15 protein-coding genes and 1 pseudogene are annotated in these 21,145 nt (G+C 53.6%); 5 read left to right on the forward strand and 11 right to left on the reverse strand.

Annotated features, from left to right (window positions below):
* Nucleotides 1-98: 98 nt before the first annotated feature.
* The 4 genes and pseudogenes from P9H32_RS04125 to P9H32_RS04135 all read right to left on the reverse strand — a co-directional run bounded on the left by P9H32_RS04125 (nucleotide 99) and on the right by P9H32_RS04135 (nucleotide 5,935).
* The gene (locus tag P9H32_RS04125; protein WP_322607606.1) at nucleotides 99-2,468 is read right to left on the reverse strand and encodes a glycoside hydrolase family 2 protein; all 2,370 of its coding nucleotides are present in this window, start codon (nucleotides 2,466-2,468) and stop codon (nucleotides 99-101) included.
* Between the two features lie 9 nt (nucleotides 2,469-2,477).
* A complete protein-coding gene (locus P9H32_RS18145; RefSeq protein ID WP_431311692.1) occupies nucleotides 2,478-3,611 on the reverse strand; it encodes a CaiB/BaiF CoA transferase family protein in 1,134 nt (377 codons plus the stop codon).
* A gap of 48 nt (nucleotides 3,612-3,659) precedes the next feature.
* Nucleotides 3,660-4,784: pseudogene (locus P9H32_RS18150) on the reverse strand (CaiB/BaiF CoA transferase family protein); the annotation flags it as partial.
* Complete coding sequence (locus tag P9H32_RS04135; protein ID WP_322607608.1) at nucleotides 4,784-5,935, reverse strand: ABC transporter substrate-binding protein; 1,152 nt, start codon at nucleotides 5,933-5,935, stop codon at nucleotides 4,784-4,786. The gene P9H32_RS04135 and the pseudogene P9H32_RS18150, both read right to left, overlap by 1 nt.
* Before the next feature lie 189 nt (nucleotides 5,936-6,124).
* On the opposite strand from P9H32_RS04135, the gene P9H32_RS04140 reads away from it, so the two are divergent.
* Genes P9H32_RS04140 through P9H32_RS04155 form a run of 4 tightly spaced genes read left to right on the forward strand, consistent with a single transcriptional unit; the run spans nucleotide 6,125 to nucleotide 9,529 of the window.
* Entirely contained in the window at nucleotides 6,125-6,907 is a 783-nt protein-coding gene (locus P9H32_RS04140) for an IclR family transcriptional regulator (protein WP_322607609.1), read from the forward strand.
* Complete coding sequence (locus P9H32_RS04145; RefSeq protein WP_322607610.1) at nucleotides 6,904-7,680, forward strand: enoyl-CoA hydratase/isomerase family protein; 777 nt, start codon at nucleotides 6,904-6,906, stop codon at nucleotides 7,678-7,680. The genes P9H32_RS04140 and P9H32_RS04145 overlap by 4 nt, the downstream gene beginning before the upstream one ends.
* Before the next feature lie 16 nt (nucleotides 7,681-7,696).
* On the forward strand, nucleotides 7,697-9,142 hold the full coding sequence (locus P9H32_RS04150; protein WP_322607611.1) for an aldehyde dehydrogenase family protein: 1,446 nt from the start codon (nucleotides 7,697-7,699) through the stop codon (nucleotides 9,140-9,142).
* 15 nt (nucleotides 9,143-9,157) lie between these two features.
* Entirely contained in the window at nucleotides 9,158-9,529 is a 372-nt protein-coding gene (locus tag P9H32_RS04155; protein ID WP_322607612.1) for a cupin domain-containing protein, read from the forward strand.
* Between the two features lie 74 nt (nucleotides 9,530-9,603).
* Here P9H32_RS04155 and P9H32_RS04160 read toward each other — a convergent pair whose 3' ends face one another.
* The 6 genes from P9H32_RS04160 to P9H32_RS04185 all read right to left on the reverse strand — a co-directional run bounded on the left by P9H32_RS04160 (nucleotide 9,604) and on the right by P9H32_RS04185 (nucleotide 18,251).
* Nucleotides 9,604-10,677 (reverse strand): glycoside hydrolase family 117 protein, encoded by a 1,074-nt coding sequence (locus P9H32_RS04160; RefSeq protein ID WP_322607613.1) that lies wholly within the window; start codon nucleotides 10,675-10,677, stop codon nucleotides 9,604-9,606.
* 17 nt (nucleotides 10,678-10,694) lie between these two features.
* Nucleotides 10,695-12,263: an MFS transporter gene (locus P9H32_RS04165; RefSeq protein ID WP_322607614.1), complete on the reverse strand. Its 1,569-nt coding sequence runs from the start codon at nucleotides 12,261-12,263 to the stop codon at nucleotides 10,695-10,697.
* A gap of 167 nt (nucleotides 12,264-12,430) precedes the next feature.
* On the reverse strand, nucleotides 12,431-13,804 hold the full coding sequence (locus P9H32_RS04170) for a sulfatase-like hydrolase/transferase (protein WP_322607615.1): 1,374 nt from the start codon (nucleotides 13,802-13,804) through the stop codon (nucleotides 12,431-12,433).
* 12 nt (nucleotides 13,805-13,816) lie between these two features.
* Nucleotides 13,817-15,283 (reverse strand): sulfatase family protein, encoded by a 1,467-nt coding sequence (locus tag P9H32_RS04175; RefSeq protein WP_322607616.1) that lies wholly within the window; start codon nucleotides 15,281-15,283, stop codon nucleotides 13,817-13,819.
* Entirely contained in the window at nucleotides 15,277-15,990 is a 714-nt protein-coding gene (locus P9H32_RS04180; protein ID WP_322607617.1) for an SDR family oxidoreductase, read from the reverse strand. Before P9H32_RS04180 ends, P9H32_RS04175 begins: the two co-directional genes overlap by 7 nt.
* The gene (locus P9H32_RS04185) at nucleotides 15,987-18,251 is read right to left on the reverse strand and encodes a hypothetical protein (protein ID WP_322607618.1); all 2,265 of its coding nucleotides are present in this window, start codon (nucleotides 18,249-18,251) and stop codon (nucleotides 15,987-15,989) included. The genes P9H32_RS04180 and P9H32_RS04185 overlap by 4 nt, the downstream gene beginning before the upstream one ends.
* Before the next feature lie 156 nt (nucleotides 18,252-18,407).
* On the opposite strand from P9H32_RS04185, the gene P9H32_RS04190 reads away from it, so the two are divergent.
* Nucleotides 18,408-19,544, forward strand: coding sequence for a kappa-carrageenase (locus P9H32_RS04190; protein WP_322607619.1), 1,137 nt, complete (start codon nucleotides 18,408-18,410; stop codon nucleotides 19,542-19,544).
* 545 nt (nucleotides 19,545-20,089) lie between these two features.
* On the opposite strand, the gene P9H32_RS04195 is transcribed toward P9H32_RS04190, so the two are convergent.
* A complete protein-coding gene (locus P9H32_RS04195) occupies nucleotides 20,090-20,875 on the reverse strand; it encodes a hypothetical protein (protein WP_322607620.1) in 786 nt (261 codons plus the stop codon).
* Nucleotides 20,876-21,145 lie beyond the last annotated feature (270 nt).

The raw sequence follows: 21,145 nt of genomic DNA on the forward strand, positions 1-21,145 counted from the left end.
TGATTGCACCGATTATCCATCCGTCCAGCTGGATAGATGTCCGAGTATATGAACAAGCCCCGGAACAGAAAATATCCGGGGCTTTTCAGAACACCGGATTAATCGAGTTCCAACGCTTCCGGGAAATAGCGATAATAGGTCGGGCCGTACTCCTCGATCCGCTTACCGTTGGCCTGATGCATGGCCTTCAGTTTCATCTTTCCTTCTTCCTGGCTGTCAATCAGCAGCGGATGGGTATTTTCACTCAGCATTTCGCCGGCGGCATTCATCAGCGCTACATTTACGTTGAAGAACTCAAAGCGCTCTCCTTCAACCGTCCAGCGGATCGGAGCAATGGCTGCTGCACTGTTCGATTCAATATCCGCATCCACGGCACCCTCGGCAACCGTTTTACCGCCGGCAACAATTTCCCAGTTCAGCTTCGCACCGGAAAGTTCTTCGTGCAGATCATTGACCACCCAAAGCTCGGCCTCAAAGGTTTCCCCCGCATCCCAGCGCTTCTTTTCATAGTGCACACTGGCCAGCACCGGCTGATACGCCCGTTTTACATAATCGAACGACAGCTTCTTGTCGCCGTAGTAATCGATGATGCCCCATTTGATGTCCGGCATATGCGTCATAAAATGACAGAGGGCCACACAGCTCAACCGCGGTTTCTGACGGCGGTAATATTCCAGTGCATACTGGAAAATGATTCCCTGAGCCAGCTGGGTCGCTTCAACAAACTCCTCCAGTGATCCCGTCTTTTCATCGCCGAACACTTCAACATTCAGCGTTTTCAGAATATCAATATCCGCCCAGTGATAACCCCAGCTCAAACCCATCGGCCAGAGTTCATCTTCCGGAATAAACTTTTTCAGCGCGTCAACACTCGGAGCCGACGCCGCCGTCAGTTCGGGAATCACGCAATAATCCTGCGCCGGATAATACTCCTCCATCGGCTTCGCACCCGCACCGTAATAATGCTCGTTTGCATGCGCCGACTCGTTCGGTTTGTAGCCCAGCAACTGACCGTTCTCCGCACTCAGCGGCGAGGCCGGGGCATACGGAACATGAGTATGCTGATTCACGACTTTGCCGATTTCATCCATAAACAGCTTGTTGTCGCTCTCCAGATGCGCACCTGAAAAATAGACTTCCTCGCCCCCCATCCACATAATCGTTGAAGGATGGTTCCGGCGCTGCTTCACAATTTCCGCCGCTTCGCTCAGCGCCCCGCCCAGCACCTCTTCCGTGGCAATATAGCCCTGCGTCGCGAAGCTGAAGTTGGTCCACACCGTAATGCCGAGGCGATCGCACAGCTCGTAGAAATACGGTACTTCCGGCGGATGCCATCCGAAAATGCGCAGGTTGTTGATATTCGCTTCCTTCACCTGATTCAGACGCGATTCATATTTGGCATTCGTGTTCCGACCGTAAAGCATCGACGGCGGGCCGCCCCAGCAGGCCGACCGCAGAAACGTCGGTTTACCATTAATCACAAAGGTCCACGGATACTCCACCTGATCTTCTGAAAAGCCCGGATTCATTTCCATCGTGATTTCGCGAATCCCGAAAACCTCTTTCGACACATCGCTGACATTCCCATCTCTGGAAACTTTAATCTCCGCTTCATAGAGATGCTGATCGCCCATATCCCACGGCCACCACAGCTTCGCGTCCGCCACAGGCACTTTGACGGACGCCGTCTGTTTACCCGGCTCAACCGAGACAGAAACCGTTTCAGAAGCCGTCAGCGGACTCTCAAAATTTTCGCCCTTAACCGTAATTTCCAGATCCGCAGTAACGGCCGCATCGGAGAGATTCTCCAGTTCAACCTCAAAAGACACATCCGCCCGGCGTCCATCGATACTGGATTCGATGCGGGTATAACCGACTTTGATCATATCGGTTGCCACCACCTTTACCGGACGGTGAATACCGAAGGGAATTACGTCGGGCATGTAGTCGCCACCGAAACAGAACTTCCGGCCGGCCACACGCCCATGGTTGCGCGGCGGCGGATCCAGGCGAATCATCAGAATGTTGCAGCCCTCGCGCCACTCGTCAAAACGTACCGAATCGGTAACATCAAATTCAAATGCCGAAAACATCCCTTCGTGTGAACCGAGATACTGATTATTCAGCCACGCCTCACAGCTGTAATCCACACCCTCAAAACGAACGGTGACTTTTTTGCCGGCCCACTCCTTCGGCGCATCAAACTTCGTGAAATACCAGTATTCCAGCTCCTGCACCCATTTGGCCCGCGCAAAATTTCGGCCGAAATAGGGATCGTCCAGTTCTCCCGCACGCTGCAGATCAGAATAAATATCCCCGGGAACCACCGCCGCATTCCAGTTGAAAAACGTGCCCTGATATTCCGACGGCATCGTGTGAAACCCTTCTTTCACCCCCTGCCCCGGACGGATTTTCTGCATTTTCCAGTGAATCCCGCTTAAATCAATTTCCATTCTCTTTTCGCTCATATCCCGCTCCTATTTAGTAAACTCTTCAATGATTGCTTCCGTATGTTCTCCAAGCTTTGGAGAACCTTTGGAGGTGAAAATGCGTTTACCGTCCAGCTTGACCGGACAGCGCGTGGTTCGATACGTCGACCCATCCGACAGTTCAACCGTCTGCTCCATTTCCAGACATTGGAACGCCTCCGATGCACGCAGCATATTCCAATCAAGCACCTTCGCGCACCAGATATCCGCCGGCTCCAAAACCGCCAGCCATTCATCCGTTGATTGAGTCATCAGATGCTCCGCCAAAATGGCTTTCAGTTTATCCCGTTCCGTAAACCAGCTCGCCGGCTCCGGATAGTTCAGCAAGGCATCACAGCCGATCAGTTCGCCCATTCGCATCAAATTCCCCATCGACAGCGCAAGGTAGCCGCCCGCAGTCTGATAAATGCCATACGGCGCACCGAGATAAGCATGCGCATTGTGCGTTTTCGTACGCTCCGGAGCCTGCCCCCCATCCTGGAAATAGACGGTCAGCGGTTCAAACTGAAAATCAAGCGCCGCCTCATACAGGCTGACAGCAACCCGACCGCCAACTCCGGCCACCAGCTTGGATAAAATACCCTGGGCCAATTGCGCTCCAGCCAGAATATCCGTCACAGCCAGCCCCATCGGAACCGGACCGTCATCCGCATTGCCCGAAAGCCACGTCAGCCCGCTCACAGCCTGCACCAGCAGATCCTGCCCCGGTTTTTCACGCCACGGACCTTCCGTACCGTAACCGGAAATTGTGCCGTAAATAATCTCCGGATTCAGCGATGCTACGGTCTCATAACCGAAACCGAGCTCTTCCATTACGCCCGGACGGAAGTTATGAATCATCACATCCGAATTTTTGATCAGTTGCTGAGCAACCGCCTTTCCTTCATCGGATTTCAGATCCAGACAGATACTCTCCTTATTCCGGTTGATCGCATGAAACAGAGTCGATTCACCATTGAGCTGCACGTCGGTTACATAATGTTTCCGGCAGATATCGCCGCCGGGCTGTTCCACTTTAATTACCCGTGCTCCGAAATCCCCCAGCCGGAGTGACGCAGACGGACCGGAAAGAAACTGGCTGAAATCCAGGACAACCTTACCTTCGAGAGGCCGCTCTTCCACAGCAGCAACATCCTCGCTGCCTGCAGTCGCAGAGGACAGCAAACCTGCATCAAGCTCCGCATTGGCATTTCCAAGAACGGGAGCCGCGACATCTGAAAAAATGCGTTCGCCGTCAATCCGTACCGGACAGCGCAAGGTATCGATTTTCACGCCGTTCGGGCGCGAAACGGTCTGTTTCATTTCCAGACTCCGGAAGGCCGGATGCTGCATCATCCGCTCATAATCCAGTACATCGGAACACCAGAAATCCGCCGGCTCCAAAACCGCCAGCCAATCTTGCGTTGATTTTTTAACAAACTGTGCAGCTAACTGTTGATTGATTTCATCCCGCTCCGCATACCTCGTTTGAGCATCGGCCTCTTCCAGCTCCAGCCCGATCAGTCCGCCCAGTTTTTTCAACGACCCCATGGCAATGGCAATATATCCATCCAGGGTCTGGAAAATGCCGTAGGGCGCGCCGAGATAGGCATGCGCCGGATGGGTTTTCGAACGCTTCGGCAACTGCTCCCCGTCGTTGAGGTAGGTGGTTAAAAACTCAAACTGCAGATCCAGCAGCGATTCCAGCAGACTCACCTCGATACGTGCCCCCTGTCCGCTTTTATTACGCCGAACCAGCGCCGCAAGAATCCCCTGCGCCAAATGCGTGCCGCAGATCATGTCACCGATCGCCATGCCGAACGGCGTCGGCGGCGCATCGGCCGTTCCGGTCAGCCAGGTCAGGCCGGAAACCGATTGAGCCAGCAGATCCTGCCCCGGCTTGGCCACCCAGGGTCCTTCCCTTCCGTAGCCGGTTACTTCGCCATAAATAATGCGCGGATTCAGCCCCTTCACCGTATCAAAATCGAGGCCGATTTTTTCCATTACGCCCGGACGAAAGTTGTGCGTCATTACATCGGCCGAAGCGATCAGCTTTTTCACGTTCCCCAGATCCTGCGGATCTTTCAGGTTGGCCGCATAGGATTTTTTATTCCGGTTAATCGTGTGAAAAACCAGACTGTCACCGTCCGCATACAGATTCTTGGTGGCCAGCTGACGACACGCATCCCCGGAATCCGGACGTTCAATTTTAATGACGGTTGCGCCGAGATCGGCCAGCCGGAGGCCGGCGTAGGGTCCGGCCAGATACTGGCTGAACTCCAGAACAGTGATTCCTTTAAGCGGAAGTGTTTTCATTATGAGGCCTTTGATTCGCGATACATTTTATTCAGTTGTTCAAGCACGGCTTCAGCACGTCCTCCGTTTTTCAGGAAGTCATGAATCGGCTGACCCGCCGCATCCTGAAAATCAAGATACCCGGCATAACGCGGCCGCACAAAGGCGCGGTCGAGCGTCGGCAGTGTGTTGCGGAAAAAGTCAGAGCAGACGGCATTGGTTTCCGGGGCCTCCCAGGCCTCGCGATGACCGGGCTGTCCGCCCGATTCAAAAAAGAGACCGCGCTGAACTTCCGGTGAAGCCGTAAAACAGGCATATGCAGCAGCGATTTCCGTGTGTTTGCATTTTGCAGAAATCGCCAGCCCGGTTCCGCCCAGCATGGTGGAGCCCGGTCGCCCCGCTTCCATTCCGATCACATCATGAAAAGTCACAAGGTGCTTCGCATAACCCGGCCGAGAATAGTTGGTATAGCCATAGGTATATGGCGCATAGGCAAACCGGTCGGTGGACGACATCACCTCCATAGTACGGATCGGATTCAGTTCAAAAAATTCCGGCGGCACCACATCAGCCAGTTGTTTCAGCTGTTCAAGAGCAAGCACCCCCGATTCTTTTTCCGCCACCTCTTCCTCATTAGGGAAAATAGACGCTCCGGCCGCTTTCAGCAGATTCAGGAAATTGCCGTAGACATCCAGCGGAATACTCGGACAGCACACCAGCCCCTTTTTTCCCAAAGCAATCAGTTCATCAAAGGTGCCCGGAATCCGCTCCCCGGCTTTTTCGAGCAGATCAGGACGTGCGGCCGACACCGGGCACGCGGCATCAATGGCCAATGCCCACTGACTGCCGTTAAAATGATAACTCATGTGCGACTGCCCCACCGAGTTCGCCGCCTGATCTTCAAGATATTCCGCCGGAATTAATTTTTCCAGAGGCTGGAGAATTCCGCTCGCCGCCGCAAAGCCGGCCCACGGATGATCAATGACCAGAAAATCGTACGCCTCTGCAATTTCGGAAATCGGCTTATCGGCAAATTCCTGCAGCGAGCGTTTGTCCCACTGAATATCCACCTCGGGATGAAGCTCATGAAAACGCTGGGCGGTGGCAACCACAGAAACGTACCCTCGCGAATGATCCCAGGTCATTCCTTTCAACTGTATTTTATCGGCCATGCAGATGCTCCATCTTGTTTTATATGTGAATTTAAAATTTATATAGAACATCCTCTCTTCACATCAACCGCAACCAACCTGTACAAAAGACCGATACAAAAACATTGGAATGCCGTGCTTCTTACGGCCTAAATTGGTCCATCAGAAAAGTCTCTGCATTTTATATATAAACGCCTGTTTCGTATTCAGATGATGAAAACTACAAAGAAAAAAACCAGTTACCAGGCACCGGCCCTCGAGAAAGGGCTGGATATTCTGGAATACCTTTCCGCCCAGCCCAAACCGCGAACGCAGCTGGAAATTGCCCAGGCTCTGGGACGCAACCCCAGCGAACTCTACCGCATGCTTGCCTGCCTCGAAGAACGTGGTTACATCGCCAAAGGCGAATCCGGAAACGGTTACCGCATGACGCTGCGCCTGTTTGACCTCGGGCACCGCCAGCACACCGCCACCACACTTCGGAAGGCCGCGCACATTGCCATGGAAGGTCTGGCCGAGGAGATCGGACAGGCCTGCCACCTCACCTTTCAGCACGGCACTTCCCTGATTGTAATGATGGAACGCATGCCGGCCCGTAAAGTCTGCCTCTCGATCGGCGAAGGCTCTGTATTCCCCATCAGCCAGACCGCCTCCGGCAAAGTGCTGCTGTCTCGCCTGCCGGAAGAAATTGCCTTCCAGACTCTGGAAGATGATCCCGAGTATGCCCGGTTGAGCAAAGCTGCCGGAAAACGGATTTGCGACGATATTTCCGAAGCCCGGAAAAATGGGTTTCTGGCTCAGGAGAGCCAATTGACTGAAGGAACAACCGATATTGCCGTTCCCATTGGCATCGATGGATCCGGCACCTCGGCCGTACTGGCCATTTCATACCTCAGCATCGGCCCCCAGGCGGACCGGCTGCGACAGACCTATTTAAAAGCCGCACTTCTGTGCGCTGAAGAGATCAACCGAAACTTGGGAGTTATCCGATGAATGGAGTGGAGTACGCATGTAAAGAAGGCATCGGCCGAATTACCTTTAACCGGCCAAAAGCGAATGCCTACGATCTGCCCTTTCACGAGGCCTTTTCCGACGCCATTAAGACTGCGGATACGGATGCCGGCGCACGGGTGATCGTCATTCAAAGCGCGCTCGATAAATTTTTCTGTGCAGGCGCGGATATCAAAGTTTTTGCCGACAGCGATACGGAAACCAATAAAAAAATGGTTGAGCAGGCCCGCGCCAACCTTGCCGCAATTGAAGCAAGCGGAAAGATTTTCATTGCCGCCATCAGCGGGCACTGCCTTGGCGGCGGGCTTGAAATTGCATTGGCCTGCGATATCCGTCTGGCCGCCAAAGGAAATTACACCCTCGGCCTTCCGGAAGTGAAACTGGGCCTGACTCCCGGCAACGGGGGTTCGCAGCGGCTGGCCCGGCTGATCGGCCCTGCCCGCGCGCTCGAGCTCTGCGTATCCGGAAGAAGCATCGATCCCGACGAAGCCAACGAACTGGGACTCTTCAGCAGACTGTTCAAAGCAGGATCGTTTGAGACGGCTGTTGAAACCTACGCCGGCGGTCTGGTCCCCGGAGCCCCGCTGGCCATGGCGGCGCTGAAGCGCGGCATTCAAAAAGGAGCTGAATTGCCGCTGGCTGAAGGACTGGCACTGGAGACGCAGCTGGTGGATGATTTATATGATACGGAAGATGCCGCGGAAGGATTCCGCGCTTTTGTTGAAAAAAGAGCCCCGGTGTATCGCGGGTGCTGAACAAGGAGGATGAACCATGAGCGAAGTGAAATTTTATCCCTGCTACATTAACGGCGAATGGATCGGCAAAGATGCCGCCGAACGCATCCCGGTGGAAAATCCGGCGACAGGAAACGTCTGGGCCGAGGTTCCGGTCTGCACGATGGAACAGGTTCAGCAGGCTCTGGAAACCTCCAAAACCGCCCAGGAAGCCTGGCAGGATCTCCCGGCGATTCAGCGCGCCAACTATATCTACGCCATTGCCGACCGCCTGAAAGCTGAACGCGATTATTTTGCCGAACTGCTGGTGAAGGAACAGGGAAAACCGCTGGCCGAAGCACAGGGCGAAGTGGACGACACCATTCGATACATGACCTACAATGCCGAAGCCGCGCGCCGCATTACCGGGCATATCTTCCCCTCCGATCAGCCCGAAGAACAGCTCTGGATTCATAAAGTGCCGTACGGCGTCACCGTCGGCCTCTGCGCCTTTAACTATCCGCTGGCCTTGATCGGGCGCAAACTGGGCCCCGCGCTGGTGGCCGGAAATACGATTGTGCTGAAACCGCATGAAGTCACGCCCGTCACGGCCTCTGAATTCTGCCGGCTGGTGGAGGAGGCCGGCGTACCGAAAGGCGTTGTGAATATGGTGATCGGTACCGGTGCCGCCATAGGCGAAGCGCTGGTTTCAAATCCGATCACCAGACTGGTCACCATGACCGGCAGTACCCGGGCCGGACAGGCCATCTGTGCCACCGCAGCACCGAACGTCACCAAACTCGTCCTGGAACTGGGCGGAAATGCGCCGTTCATCGTCTGCGAGGATGCCGATCTTGACAAAGCGGCCGAAGCCGCCGTGGTCGCCCGCTTTGCCAACTGCGGACAGGTCTGCATCTGCAACGAAACCGTTCTGGTTCATGAAGCCGTAGCCGACGAATTTACCGAAAAGGTGCTCAAACGCGTGGCGGAAATCAAGCTGGGCGATCCCATGAAAAATGAAGGGATGGGCCCGAGTACCAGCCGCCAGGGTCTTGCCCGCATCGAGGAGCTCGTAAACAAAGCCGTTGCCGAAGGGGTGAAAGTCGCCTGCGGCGGAAAGAAACCGGAAGGCGCGGAATTTGAAGGCGGCAACTGGTATGAACCGACCGTACTGCTGAACGTGAAAAAAGATTCCATTATGGTGAACGAGGAAATTTTCGGACCGGTTATGCCGATCGTCAAAATCTCCAGCTATGAAGAGGCTCTTGAGATCGCCAATGCAAGCGAAGACGGACTCTCCGCCTATCTGTTCACCGAAAACTACCGCCGCTTCATACACGCCATCGGACACCTTCAGGTGGGCACCATCTTCATCAACCACGGTATTGTCGGTTATATTCAGGGCTTCCATTCCGGCCACAAACGCAGCGGGCTCGGCGGTGAAGACGGCATCCACGGTGTGGAGGAAATGCTTCAGAAACGCACCATCTATCTGGGCTGCTGACGAGGAGGAACACCCATGGCCGATCATATTCGAATGACAAATAAAAACGGCGCAAGTGTGCTGTCGAAAAGCAAATTGCCTGAGTTTGATGCCGGCGATTTTCCCGCCGGCTGGTCTGGACGGGCCCTTGAAGATTCCGGCGTTTTTACCTTCATGTTCAACGTCGCCGCTGACGCAGAGGAATTTGAAATCCACGCGGCAGAAGATGAATGGCTCGCCTATGTCATCAGCGGATCCGGCACACTGTATACCGGCACGGCAGACCTGAAAAAAACAGAAAGTATGAACTACAAGGCCGGCGATTTTATCACCTTCGAAGCCCATACGCCCCACGGCTGGAAAAACGGCCCTGAACCGAGCCGCATTCTTTTCACCAAACGGGCATAAATCCGAAAACAAAGAAAACGCACACCATCGGAGTTCGATGGTGTGCGTTATCACAGTCCTGAATTTTACGGACTCTATTCGTAGGTTTCCCGACTGAGGAAATAGCTCTTCAACCCTTCGTCCACTTCAAACCGTCGCATCCATCCGGCCTGATCGGTCACCTCGTGGCAGAGTCCCCAGCGTAACCCTTCCAGCGGATGCTTATCATGGTCCGGCGTACGGAACAGACCATTCGCTTCCGGCGCACCTTTTATATATGACTTGATTTCAAAATTAATTCCGTCTTCCGCCCACTGAATCGTATTACGTTCCGGCCCATCCGTGGTCAGCATACCGGCAATGCCGCCGTTGTAGTGCCAGACGCAGATTTCATGGCCGGAGTTGGAGATCGGATTATATTCGCTTTTCACGTAAGGTCCTTCCACCTTATCGGCAATAGCCACGCCCCATTTAGTTTCACGTCCGCCCATATACATCTCTTCGCCCATGGGCTCCCCTTTGTAATACAGGTAGAACTTGTTGTTGAAAAACATGAGCGTCGGATCGTGCACCTTGTGACTATCGAAACTGCCCTTGCTCTTCACCAGAAAACGGTTGTCGGCCTCGCCTTCCCATTCGCCATCCTGCTCCGCTTCCACCACCGGACCCGGCAGTTTTTCCCAGGGCCCGTACGGCGAGTCCGCCACAGCAATGGAAATATTTTCATAGGAGCGGCGAACATACGGCGAGGTTACCACCTGATAAACCAAATAGTATTTTCCATCGTGCGCAAGAATTTCAGGCGTAAAGACACTGCGGTCGTCATACGAACCCCGCTCACCGCGAACAACCGCCACCCCTTCCTCTTCCCAATGCCAGCCGTCTTTACTGGTGGCATGCCAGATATCGCACTGATCCCAAGGGAAGGTTTTCTTTTCATAGTCCCCGGAGCCGAAGCCGTAGCTTTTACCGGTGGAACGGCTGTACCAGACATGATACAGGCCATCGACCTCAATTACGGCACTCGGATCCCGACGAACCATACCGTCCTTCTCTTCCGCCAGATCTCCGGTGATCGGTTTGCTGACAATTTCACAATACCATTCCGGACTCTGGTAATAATTTCGCTCCATCGCCCGCTTCGTTGCGGCACTCATCTTCTTTTCCATAATAATGCGTCCTGTGTTTATAAGGTTTTCTTTTCCAGCTGCAGCTGGATCTCTTCAATACTCAGATTCTTGGTCTCCGGCAGAAACGGCCAGATCGCCGCACAGCCCGCCGCGCCGACAATGGCGTAAAAAAGAAAGATCGACGTTCCGCCCATATTCGCCAGCTGCCACGGAAACATAAACTGCACTGCCGCACTGATCGTACTGCTCACCAGCGCAAAAAACGGAATCGCCACCCCGCGCAAAGAGGTCGGGAACAACTCGGAAAACAGTACCCACATCAGCGGTCCGATCGAAAAATGAAAAGCCGCGATAAAGCTGAGGATGCCGCCGAGAATCAGTCCGGCATTCATACTCGCCGATTCCGCAATAATCGCCGCAGCGTGGGTCCGTGCCGGCTCCGCACCCAGCACCTCGATCAAAGCATCTTTGAATGCAATATCGCTGTCGAACGTTTTTCCAACCATTGGAACCAGCGCAGCGGAATCCACTTCCGCCGGCAGTTCCTGCACCGCTTCAGGCGAAAGCGTATAGGTTGCCGTTTTAAAGCCATAGGCACAGATCAGATGACTGACCATCACCCAGAGCAAACCGAACAGAATCATCGGCCGACGCCCCAGCTTATCAACCAGCAGAATGGCTGCCAGCGTGAAGACCACCGAAACCAGCCCCACCCAGACCGTCTGCTGAAAGGCCGTATTGGTTCCCCCGCCCAGCTGTTCGAAAACGGTCGGTGCATAAAACAGAATGGCGTTGATCCCCGAAAGCTGCTGTGCAATGGAAATGATGATGGCCACGATCACCGCAATCCGCATGCGTTTATGGCAGAGTTCTTTGATCTGCGACATCGCGGAAAGTTCTTCATCACCGCGATGCAGACTCTCTTCCATCGCAGCAATCTGTTCACCGATTTCATCATCCGATGTGATCCGGTGCATGATCAATTTAGCCTCTTCAATGCGGCCGCGATAGACCAGCCAGCGCGGACTTTCCGGAACAAAGAACAGGGCCACCAGCCACACCAGAGCCGGAACAATTTCCGATCCGAGCATGTATCGCCAGATGTGCTGTTCCATATTCAGCTTCACCGCCCACGCCGCCTCGGTATCCGTGGCTTTCACCAGCAGATAGTTGACAAAATAGGCGGCCGTCAAACCCAGCACGATATTCATCTGGTTCACGGACACCAGTTTACCCCGCCATTTAGGCGGCGCAATTTCTCCGATATACATGGCCGAAACGGTAATCGAGGTAAACGCCAGCCCGCCGAGAATACGGGCGCAGACCAGTCCGATATAATTGGGCGCCAGCGCGGAAGTCACGGCCGAGATCCAGTACATACCCGCAATAATGATCAGGGTTTTCTTCCGCCCGATTTTATTACACAGCGGCCCCGCCGCCAGAAGCGCAAACAACACCCCGAACGCCGGTGAACTGACCAGAATGCCCACCTGCAGTTCACTCAGACCGAACTGCTCCGTAACAAAACCCACCGTGCCTGAAATCACGGCGGCATCAAGACCGAAAACAAAGCCCCCCAGCGCCACAACGATGGCAAAAATGAATGCTTTAACCTGTTTGTTCATAACCCACCCTCACCTGTACATCGCCGAAAACCGCTCCGGTCGACCATTCATCAGTTTCCTTCATTTTACGGACCGCGTCCACCGTCAAGATGCTTTGAAAAAAACAAAGAAACAGAGGATCAATTTATCCCATAAACAGCCGGTCCAGAATGGGTCAAATGGACAGGTTACGGATACTGCTTCCGGAACTGATCCAGTCGTTCCATCGCCTTTTCCTCATAGAGCCGTTTCAGCATAAATTTCGGCCGCTCCAGCGTGCACTCCCAGGCAAACAGCTTTTTATACAGCTCCGCCACTTTCTTCGGATATTCCGCCGCCAGATTGTTCCGTTCCGACGGATCCGCTTCAATGTTATACAACTCGGCCGGACGGTCCGGAAAACGCAGCAGCTTCCAGTCTCCATCGCGAATCGTTCCGCGGTTTTCCTTTTTCCAGTAAAGCGTCTGATGCGGCCGCCCCTGATTTTCGCCGGTGAGATAAGGCATCATATCCACCCCGTCGAGTCCTTCAATTCCGCAAGCATCGCCCCCCGCCGCATTGATAAACGTTGGAAGAAGATCAAGGGTACTCAGCGGCTTGTCGTATTCCACCCCCGCCGCCAGTTTTCCTTTCCAGACGACAATTCCGGGCACACGAATCCCTCCTTCCAGATGCGTCGCTTTACATCCGCTCAGCGGCCAGTTGCTTGAGGTGCTGGCATCCGTCGGTCCGCCATTATCATTGGCAAAAACAATCAACGTGTTTTCCCGAAGTCCCATCGCATCCAGGGCATCCAGAATACGGCCGATCGCGCGGTCCATCGACCACGTCAGCTGCGCCAGTTTACGGCGTTTCCCCTCCAGTGCCGAAAACAGCTCCGCATCCTTCGGATCCGGCTGAATCGGAGTGTGTACAGCGTTGAAAGAAACATAGACAAAGAAAGGATGCTCCCGGTTTCGCTCCATGAATTTAATCGCCTCATCTGCCAGCACATCGGTCAGATAATATTCCGGCTCCTTAAATGTACCCAATCCCCACTCCAGCCGATCTTCCGGACGGAAATCATCACCTTCTTTATACGCATAAAAACTTCGGGCTCCGCCGCGAAAACCGACAAATTCATCAAACCCGCGTTTCAACGGATGAAACCGGTCCGCATTGCCCTGATGCCACTTCCCGAAAACGGCGGTTTTATAGCCCCGTTCCTGCAGATAGTTTCCTACGGTTGGAACACCGGGCTGAAGACCCATATCATCACCCGTGGTTCCGTTGGGGCTCATATAGCCCGGAACATTGTTCTCCTCGAATCCCAGCTTCTGCTGATACATGCCCGTCAGCAGGCCCGCACGCGACGGGCCGCAAACGGCAGCCGACACATAAAACTGATTGAGCTTCACACCCTGTGTAACCAGTTCGTCCAAACAGGGCGTCTTAAAATGACGGCTCCCGTTGAAACCGAAGTCGGCATATCCCGCGTCATCCGAAAAAAGCAGAACAATATTCGGTTTACGGGCTGCAGCCGCCAGACAGGATAGGACCAGAAATAGAATAATCCGTTTCATCTCATTTTCCTGTTACTGAATAACAAGGGGCTTTTTCTTCGCCGCTTTGGCCTTAAGTTCATTGTAAAGATCCTCATACATCTGCAGCCGGTACTGCTGATAATCGTAGGCATGCAGCGGGACATTGGCCTGATTATCCGCATTCCATTCATTCCAGAGTTTTGCCAGCTCGGCCCGCGTTTCCGGTGCTTTATCGATCATGTTGGTTGATTCATACGGATCATTCACCATATCGAACACGCAGATTTCATTTTTCCAGTTATTCTTCACAAACTTGGCCTTCGGCGTCCGCACCGCCCAGGCCGTACTGTTGCGCTCGCGCCAATAAAGCGCGGCATGCGGTGAACCCTTCTTTTCCCCGTTGAGATAGGGAATCAGATTCACCCCGTCCAGCGGTTTTCCTGATGTATCCCCGCCGGCCAGTGCCACCGCCGTGGCCGTGATATCGAGCGATGAAACCAGCCCGTCGAAGGTTCCGCTTTTGGTCAGACCCTTCGGCCAATGTACGAAATACGGCACGTGAATACCGCCCTCCAGCCAGCTGGCTTTTCCCTGCAGAAACGGCCCGTTATCCGCCCAGTTTTCCGAAGGATTCCATGGCGGCGACCCAACCCCGCCGTTGTCCGACAGGAAAAAAATCAGTGTGTTTTCAAATTTTCCCGATTCCTTCAGCGCATCAACGACCCTACCGATGCCCTGGTCCATCTCATCAACCATCGCGGCATAGATCCGTCGGTTCCGGTCTTTGATATGATTATATTTTTCAATCGTTTCCTTTGGTGCCTCCAGCGGACTGTGCGGCGCATTATAGGCAAGATAGAGGCAGAACGGTTTTTCAGCCTCTTTAACAAACCGTGCGGCATCCCGGCTCAGCGCCGTGGTCAGATATTCATTGTATTCACCTATATTGTCATTCCGCAGCAATGGCAGGGAGGTCCCTTCGTTGGCCCCGTAATTGAGCTTTCCATTCTCCAGCACCAGCGGCATGGCGGTGGTCACTTCTTCCGGCCAGTAGGAATGCCCGCCGGACAGAAAACCGTAAAAATAATCAAACCCGCGGTTATTCGGATGATGATTCGGAGCGGCCCCGACATGCCACTTTCCGATAATCCCGGTTTTATAGCCCGCCGCCTGCAGTCGTTTTCCGAACGTCTTTTCTGACGGAGGTAATCCCATATGCATATCATACGGTGAATACGTAGCATTGATTTCCATGCCGAAACGGGCCTGATGCCGGCCGGTCAACAGACCGGCGCGCGACGGCCCGCAATAGGAATGCGTCACATAGCCGTTTTCACAGACCACGCCGTTTTCCGCCAGCGTATCGAGCACCGGGGTTTTAATTTCGGTCGAGCCGGTAAAACCGACATCGCCATAGCCGAGATCATCGGCCAGAATAATCAGAATGTTCGGACGTTCATCCGCTGCGGCCGAAAAGGTCAACAGACTCAGCACAACCGCTGTAATATATTTCACCATGGTATCGTCTCTCCATTTTCACTCAGGAACAGACCGCTCTGCTCCATGGATAATTTTTCAATGCTTTTCATAATTTCCGGCGCAGCCTCATCAACCCCCACCGGCGCTTCGGCCCCGCCCATATCCGTCTGCACCCAGCCGGGGCTGATCGCATAAACAGCGATACCCTCTTCCGCCAGCTGTACGGCGAGGCGGCGCGTCAGGATATTCAGTGCCGCTTTACTCATGGCATAGGCATCGAGGCCCTCGCGCGGATTCAGATTCAGTTCAAGCGAACCCATCCCCGAAGTCATATTCACCAGCTTTGATCCGGAATTCATTAAAGGAATTACGCCCTGCGCCACCAGCGCCGGACCGGTGGCATTCACCCGGAAAGTCTGTGCAAATGCTTCCGCCGACCAATCGCCCCTTTTTTCCAATGGGCATACACCGGCATTGTTGATGACCCGATCCAGCTTCAGTCCAAACGTATTCAACTGAAGAACCGCCAGCTCAATAGACTCCGGATCACTGACGTCCATCTTTAAGCGCACGACAGAAGGCCCTTTGTTCTCCATGCTTTCGGATAACGAGGACGCTGCCCCTCCATCCGGAAAACGTTCCGGGTTCCGGCACGCGGCAATCACACGGTATCCGGATTCGAGATAACATTTCACCAACCCAAGGCCAATGCCCCGGTTTGCGCCGGTAATCAGAACCGTTTTCATTTCGCCTCCTTCACATCGCCATAACGCGTTTCATAAAGTGTGCAGTGAAATTCCTTCGCGGCCTTGACCAAGTGCGGATATGGCACATCGGTTACACGGACAAAACCGATATTATAGTTCTCGCCGTCGTGTGCGCGACCGGTGATCGGCGAGTCGATATACTGGAACCAATGCGCACCGACAAAATAGGGATTGTCCCGCACGGACTCCATATATTCCTTCCACATCCGGGCCCGGTCCTTCTGATCAGTCGCATGGATCAGCCCCGGATGGAAAAACCCGGAATCCGTTGCTCCCATATGAAACTCTCCGATCACCGTCGGCCGGTCGACCTCCTCAAGAAACGCCCAGGTTTTCGGGCCGATGCCCATGCCGTAGAAATTATAGCTCATCACATCACAGTATTTCCGCGCCGCCTTCCAGACCTCAGTGGTCATGCCCCACATCGTCAGCCGGCACCCCATATACATATGATTCGGCAGCACCCCGGCCAGCGCATCATGCACGATGCTGAAATACTGCGTCGCAAAAGCCTCCGAAAGCATCGAAAAATCCGCCAGCATACCTTCACTGAATTCCGCATCATAGAGATCCACACCCTGCTCCAGCTCGTTCCAGCCGGTCAGTTCCGTATTCCACGCCGCATTCAGTTTCCCAAGGGTCGGATATTCCGCTTTCAGCAGCTTCATAAATTCGGCTTTTGCCGGGCAGTCCGATGCCGCGCGGCTCAGTGCATGCAGCACCACGCCATAGCGTTTCCGGTTGGACTCCATGGACCCCCAGCTCATTTCATTATCCACAAAAACGCCGACACACCAGGGACTCCCGAGCACCTCATCCGCCACCACCTCAAGAGTAAGTTTCGCGCGGCGTTCAAACTCCGGATCAAACGGATCGGGCAGCGGACGCCAATAATCATACCCCGAACTGACCGTCTTGAAATCACCGATAATCCAGCCATTGGCAAAATACGGTAAACGGTTGTTCTGATAAAACTCGGGATCCACCCAGTTTCCGGCAGAGGTGAATCCCCAGTCGATCATGCGGTCAATAGTCACATCACGCCACTTCGACACCGCAAAACCCGGCCGCGGCTCACCATAGCGCCGCTCCAGATTGGCGAGATAAAAACTGAAAACTTCACCATGTTTCACCGGCCCTTTATGGGCAGAACGACGATAACCGTAATATTTGGCCAGCGGATCCGAATAGTCCGGCAGCCAGTTAAACATCTTATGCCGCAGTTCGGAAGAGACATAGCGGGTTTTGCGGATTGCATCAGAAGGCGGAACAATACCCAGCGAATCCTCGGGAGTCACATCCTCGGGATCGACGTAGCGCACCGCATCATCCCGGAAATCAATGCCGGTAATCGTCGAGGTATTCGCCATGCGGATATTGGCAATTCCGCTCGAGAAAAAGAGATAGCCTTCCGGATCGACAAGCGCCCATTTTCCGCCGACTTTCTCCGCACGGAAATATCCGGTTGCTTCCAGCCAGGGCCCCTCTTTCCAGCCGCCGAATGTACTGCGGTCGGACATGGGCCGCGAAACGGCCAATGCACGCAACTCATCAAGCGCCACCTGCCGCAGCTCCTCTTCGGAATGGATCTTTCCGGGATAATCGATTTTTGCCGCCTGCCCGAAGCGGTCCACCAGCCCGGTCATATAATTCGGATCGCCCGGCGGACTTTCCGATATCCGGATATCATCAAAGATCAGTGTGTGCGGATCAATCTGTCGTTCCGTATAAAAACGGATCGATTTAACCCGGCTGAAATCCGCCGCGTACTTTCCGCCTTTGATGATCATCCGCGTTCCGCAGCCCGTAAACGAAGGCGGATCGTCACGCAAACCGTAATCGATGCCGAGACCGGGCCCCGCGAGCTCAAAATAATAACGCCCCGATCCCCCGGCCGGAATATTCACCGCCCGCCGCACCGAGCCGCCACCGGCCGACTCCACCACACAATGGATATAAACCGAATCGTCTCCGGGATTGGAAATGCGCGCGGAAAGATGATAATTCCCCAGCCATTTGCAATCCCAGGGCTCCGCCGGAGAAAACCTCACACCGGAACGCTGAACGTCCGGCCGGAACACCACCTTAAGCGCACCCGACTCCACCGACAGCGCTGCGTTGGTGGCCGCGGCCGCGGCCGGAACATCCCCGGACTCAAACGTATAAAGCGCAAATCCGTTTTCTCCGGCTGTCGCCTGAAATACAAGCGCGACCACCCACCCTGCAATGATATGCTTCATGCTGCTCTCTCCAGAATTGACTCATGCCGAAAATAGCGCGTAACCAACGTTTCTACTGCTGTCCTATCGGACAGCATAGATATCGCGCTTATGGGCAGGTTGTCATTGCGCACACCCCGGCTATAGTGCAACGCTGATTTGGAAGACAGGAGTTTCATGAAACGGATGTATACCTTTTTAACGGTGCTGCTGTGCACGTGGACATTGGGTCAGGAGCTGAAAGGCAAAGCCCATTTCCACTCCCTGGAAGATGCAAAAGGCCGACGTATTGACGCAAAAATTCTCTACGTCGGAAACCACTGGGTCTACCTTCAGCACGGCTTCAGAAAACCCGTCCGGTTCGAGCGCGCCAAACTGGCCGAATCCTCCAATACCCTGCTCGACCAATGGGCCGATGCATTTATGGATGCCCTCACTGCGGAAGAGTTGAAACGTGTCGTGGATACCGCAAATGCCGCCAGCAAAGGAAAACCGCTTCTCGTCGACCCCGATCCGGCCTCCGGCGTCTGGAAACTGAACGAAACCTTTTCCGATGAATTTAATGCCCGGACGCTCGACGAAAAAAAATGGAACCGCAACCTGCGTCCCTGGGGCGAACGCGCCTGGCGCTCCGAAAACGTCTGGCAGACCCAAGGCCGGCTTTTCATTCAAGCCAAATGGGATCCGCACCGCGACCGCCGCGGAAACGAATATTTCTACACCTGCGGCATTGCCCAGTCCTATGAAAAAACAACCTACGGCTATTTCGAGGCCAGCATCAAAGGCTGCTCCCGCTTCCCCGGCCTCTGCCCGGCCTTCTGGCTCTACAGCAACGGCCGCGAAAAAAATCCCGACTACCCGCACATCACCTACTCCGAAATCGACATCATCGAAATGCTGCAGGGCGGATTCGACCCCGTGAAACGCGAAAAAACCGGCCCCTCCCACATGGACTGCAACCTCCACACCCGCGAGATCATCGACGGCAAAGAAACCTGGCGGCGCCCCCAGCATTGGCCGGAAGTCTGCCGCAATGTCTGGGATGCCCCCTGGGATCCACGCGACGACTTTCACGTCTATGCCTGCGAAAACACCCCGGAAAAAATCACCTGGTATATCGACGGCATCAAAGTCGCGGAATCGCCCAACCACAACTGGCACCTGCCCATGACCCTGACCTTCACCATGGAACTCCGCCCGCCGCTCATCGACTGGGCCGGCGAAGACGGTCGCGTCCCCGTCCCCGAAAACGCCACCCGCGACGGCTTCCCCACCCACATGGAAGTCGACTACGTCCGCAGCTGGGTGAACTGATTCAAAAAACACGACTCCGGGGTTAATCGGAATCAGGCATAAACACCCTGACGTTATTAAATTGAACGAACCGGCTTTGTGAACACAAAGCAATGAGCAACAGGAAAGGCCGTGTCACCTTTTACGCGGATGGACATCCTTGGAAGGGAAAAGTCCACTAAGTTAAGGCTCGCAGGGCTGGAACGGTTGAGCTTGCGAGACCTTCGACTTCCAGTCATTAGAACTTTTCAACCTCTGAAAAATGTAGGCCACGTCCCCGACGTGGCGGGCGGCAGAGCGGACGCACCACTCCGGAGGCCATTCAGTACCGCACCCTCGATCGCCAGCTTTGGGTCTGATAACGAAATAATAGGACTACACTTACCCGTTATGAGGCCGGTCCCACAGGATTTGTTCTGGCCGCTTGGATAGTATCTAAGGAATGACTGCTTTACTAGAATACGGGATTGAATAAAGCGGCGGAAATACTGCAATCCGAGGACCGACTCTTTTCCTGAACTCATCAACAGGCGATGTCCAACTAGCCTCAATTGAATTGTTGCTTTTTATTCTCTTGGAAAACCCTGTTTTTCAAGCCCTTCTCGAGGATTGTACTGCATCCAGGAGTTTTTTTTGCCGAAATACTGAGGTTTGCTGAATTCAAAATAACACGTTGGATTATCAGCAAGGTAGATCCGGAATATTATGCCTTCAATACTCTCTACTGCATCATCCTGAGAATAGCCTTCTTCTCCTGGAACTGATATTATTCGACATCGGTGAAAGATGGGTAATTCTTCTGTTGTAAACAGTGCCTCTGAGTTTGGTTTGAGGCTCCCCACTCTTGTGCCTGTTTCGCAATAGAACACATCTTCTAAACCGTCATATCCTTTTCTTTTTATAAATGTACAATAGTCAACGCCGATGTTGCCGAAGTCAGTTGCGCCCTTGTTCTCAAGGGTCAAGGTGTGGGTAACGAGTTTCTTTTCGGTGTAAAGTCGGGCCTTATAGGTGTAGTTCTTCATCTTCCGTTCGATATCTTTGGGATTAGAGCGATTTGACTCCTTTTCTGAACTATCAATGTCTATTTTCAGGGACCTCCCATCCTTTAAGAGAAATATTTTAATCCAACTGCCAATATATTCCTGATCCTCAACACTGAAAATACCTGGCGAGACTGTTGCTCTTTTACGGTTATCACGTTCAATGGTAACCTTCCCGTTCTTGGAGTCAAAAGACACTAACTTGGCTTTAATAGTGCGACCTTGTAGGTCAGTAAAACTTCTATACTCATCATCCCCGAAGGATGTGATGCAGCATAGGATGAAAAAAAATAGCATTACCGATTTCATTTATACTCCTTTATTTAGCAGAACGTTAATCCTGACCCGCTTGGGAAACAAACTTTACCTAATCAACGGGCGTTGTCCAAGTAGGGTCCAGGATCTGGTTCGAAAACATAATCAGTCATATTCTGTTCACTAGAAGAATCTTTTTGCATGTTTAAGAGAGCCTTCAAATTCGTCTTCAGGATAGCATACAGTCGGTTCGCTTATGTCATGAGTAGCCCCGTTGTCTTCTAACCAATCGATAATTTTAAGTGCGGAATCCTTAAGTTCTTC

Source organism: Pontiella agarivorans, from assembly GCF_034531395.1.
GTDB classification, from domain to species: Bacteria; Verrucomicrobiota; Kiritimatiellia; order Kiritimatiellales; family Pontiellaceae; genus Pontiella; species Pontiella agarivorans.

Coding starts and splice junctions, on each gene's coding strand:
- P9H32_RS04125 (WP_322607606.1), bottom strand. CDS start 2,468: ATGAGCGAAAAGAGAATGGAAATTGATTTAAGCGGGATTCACTGGAAA.
- P9H32_RS04165 (WP_322607614.1), bottom strand. CDS start 12,263: ATGAACAAACAGGTTAAAGCATTCATTTTTGCCATCGTTGTGGCGCTG.
- P9H32_RS04185 (WP_322607618.1), bottom strand. CDS start 18,251: ATGAAGCATATCATTGCAGGGTGGGTGGTCGCGCTTGTATTTCAGGCG.
- P9H32_RS04135 (WP_322607608.1), bottom strand. CDS start 5,935: ATGGCCGATAAAATACAGTTGAAAGGAATGACCTGGGATCATTCGCGA.
- P9H32_RS04145 (WP_322607610.1), top strand. CDS start 6,904: ATGAATGGAGTGGAGTACGCATGTAAAGAAGGCATCGGCCGAATTACC.
- P9H32_RS04160 (WP_322607613.1), bottom strand. CDS start 10,677: ATGGAAAAGAAGATGAGTGCCGCAACGAAGCGGGCGATGGAGCGAAAT.
- P9H32_RS04190 (WP_322607619.1), top strand. CDS start 18,408: ATGAAACGGATGTATACCTTTTTAACGGTGCTGCTGTGCACGTGGACA.
- P9H32_RS04140 (WP_322607609.1), top strand. CDS start 6,125: ATGATGAAAACTACAAAGAAAAAAACCAGTTACCAGGCACCGGCCCTC.
- P9H32_RS04195 (WP_322607620.1), bottom strand. CDS start 20,875: ATGAAATCGGTAATGCTATTTTTTTTCATCCTATGCTGCATCACATCC.
- P9H32_RS04155 (WP_322607612.1), top strand. CDS start 9,158: ATGGCCGATCATATTCGAATGACAAATAAAAACGGCGCAAGTGTGCTG.
- P9H32_RS04170 (WP_322607615.1), bottom strand. CDS start 13,804: ATGAAACGGATTATTCTATTTCTGGTCCTATCCTGTCTGGCGGCTGCA.
- P9H32_RS04150 (WP_322607611.1), top strand. CDS start 7,697: ATGAGCGAAGTGAAATTTTATCCCTGCTACATTAACGGCGAATGGATC.
- P9H32_RS04175 (WP_322607616.1), bottom strand. CDS start 15,283: ATGGTGAAATATATTACAGCGGTTGTGCTGAGTCTGTTGACCTTTTCG.
- P9H32_RS04180 (WP_322607617.1), bottom strand. CDS start 15,990: ATGAAAACGGTTCTGATTACCGGCGCAAACCGGGGCATTGGCCTTGGG.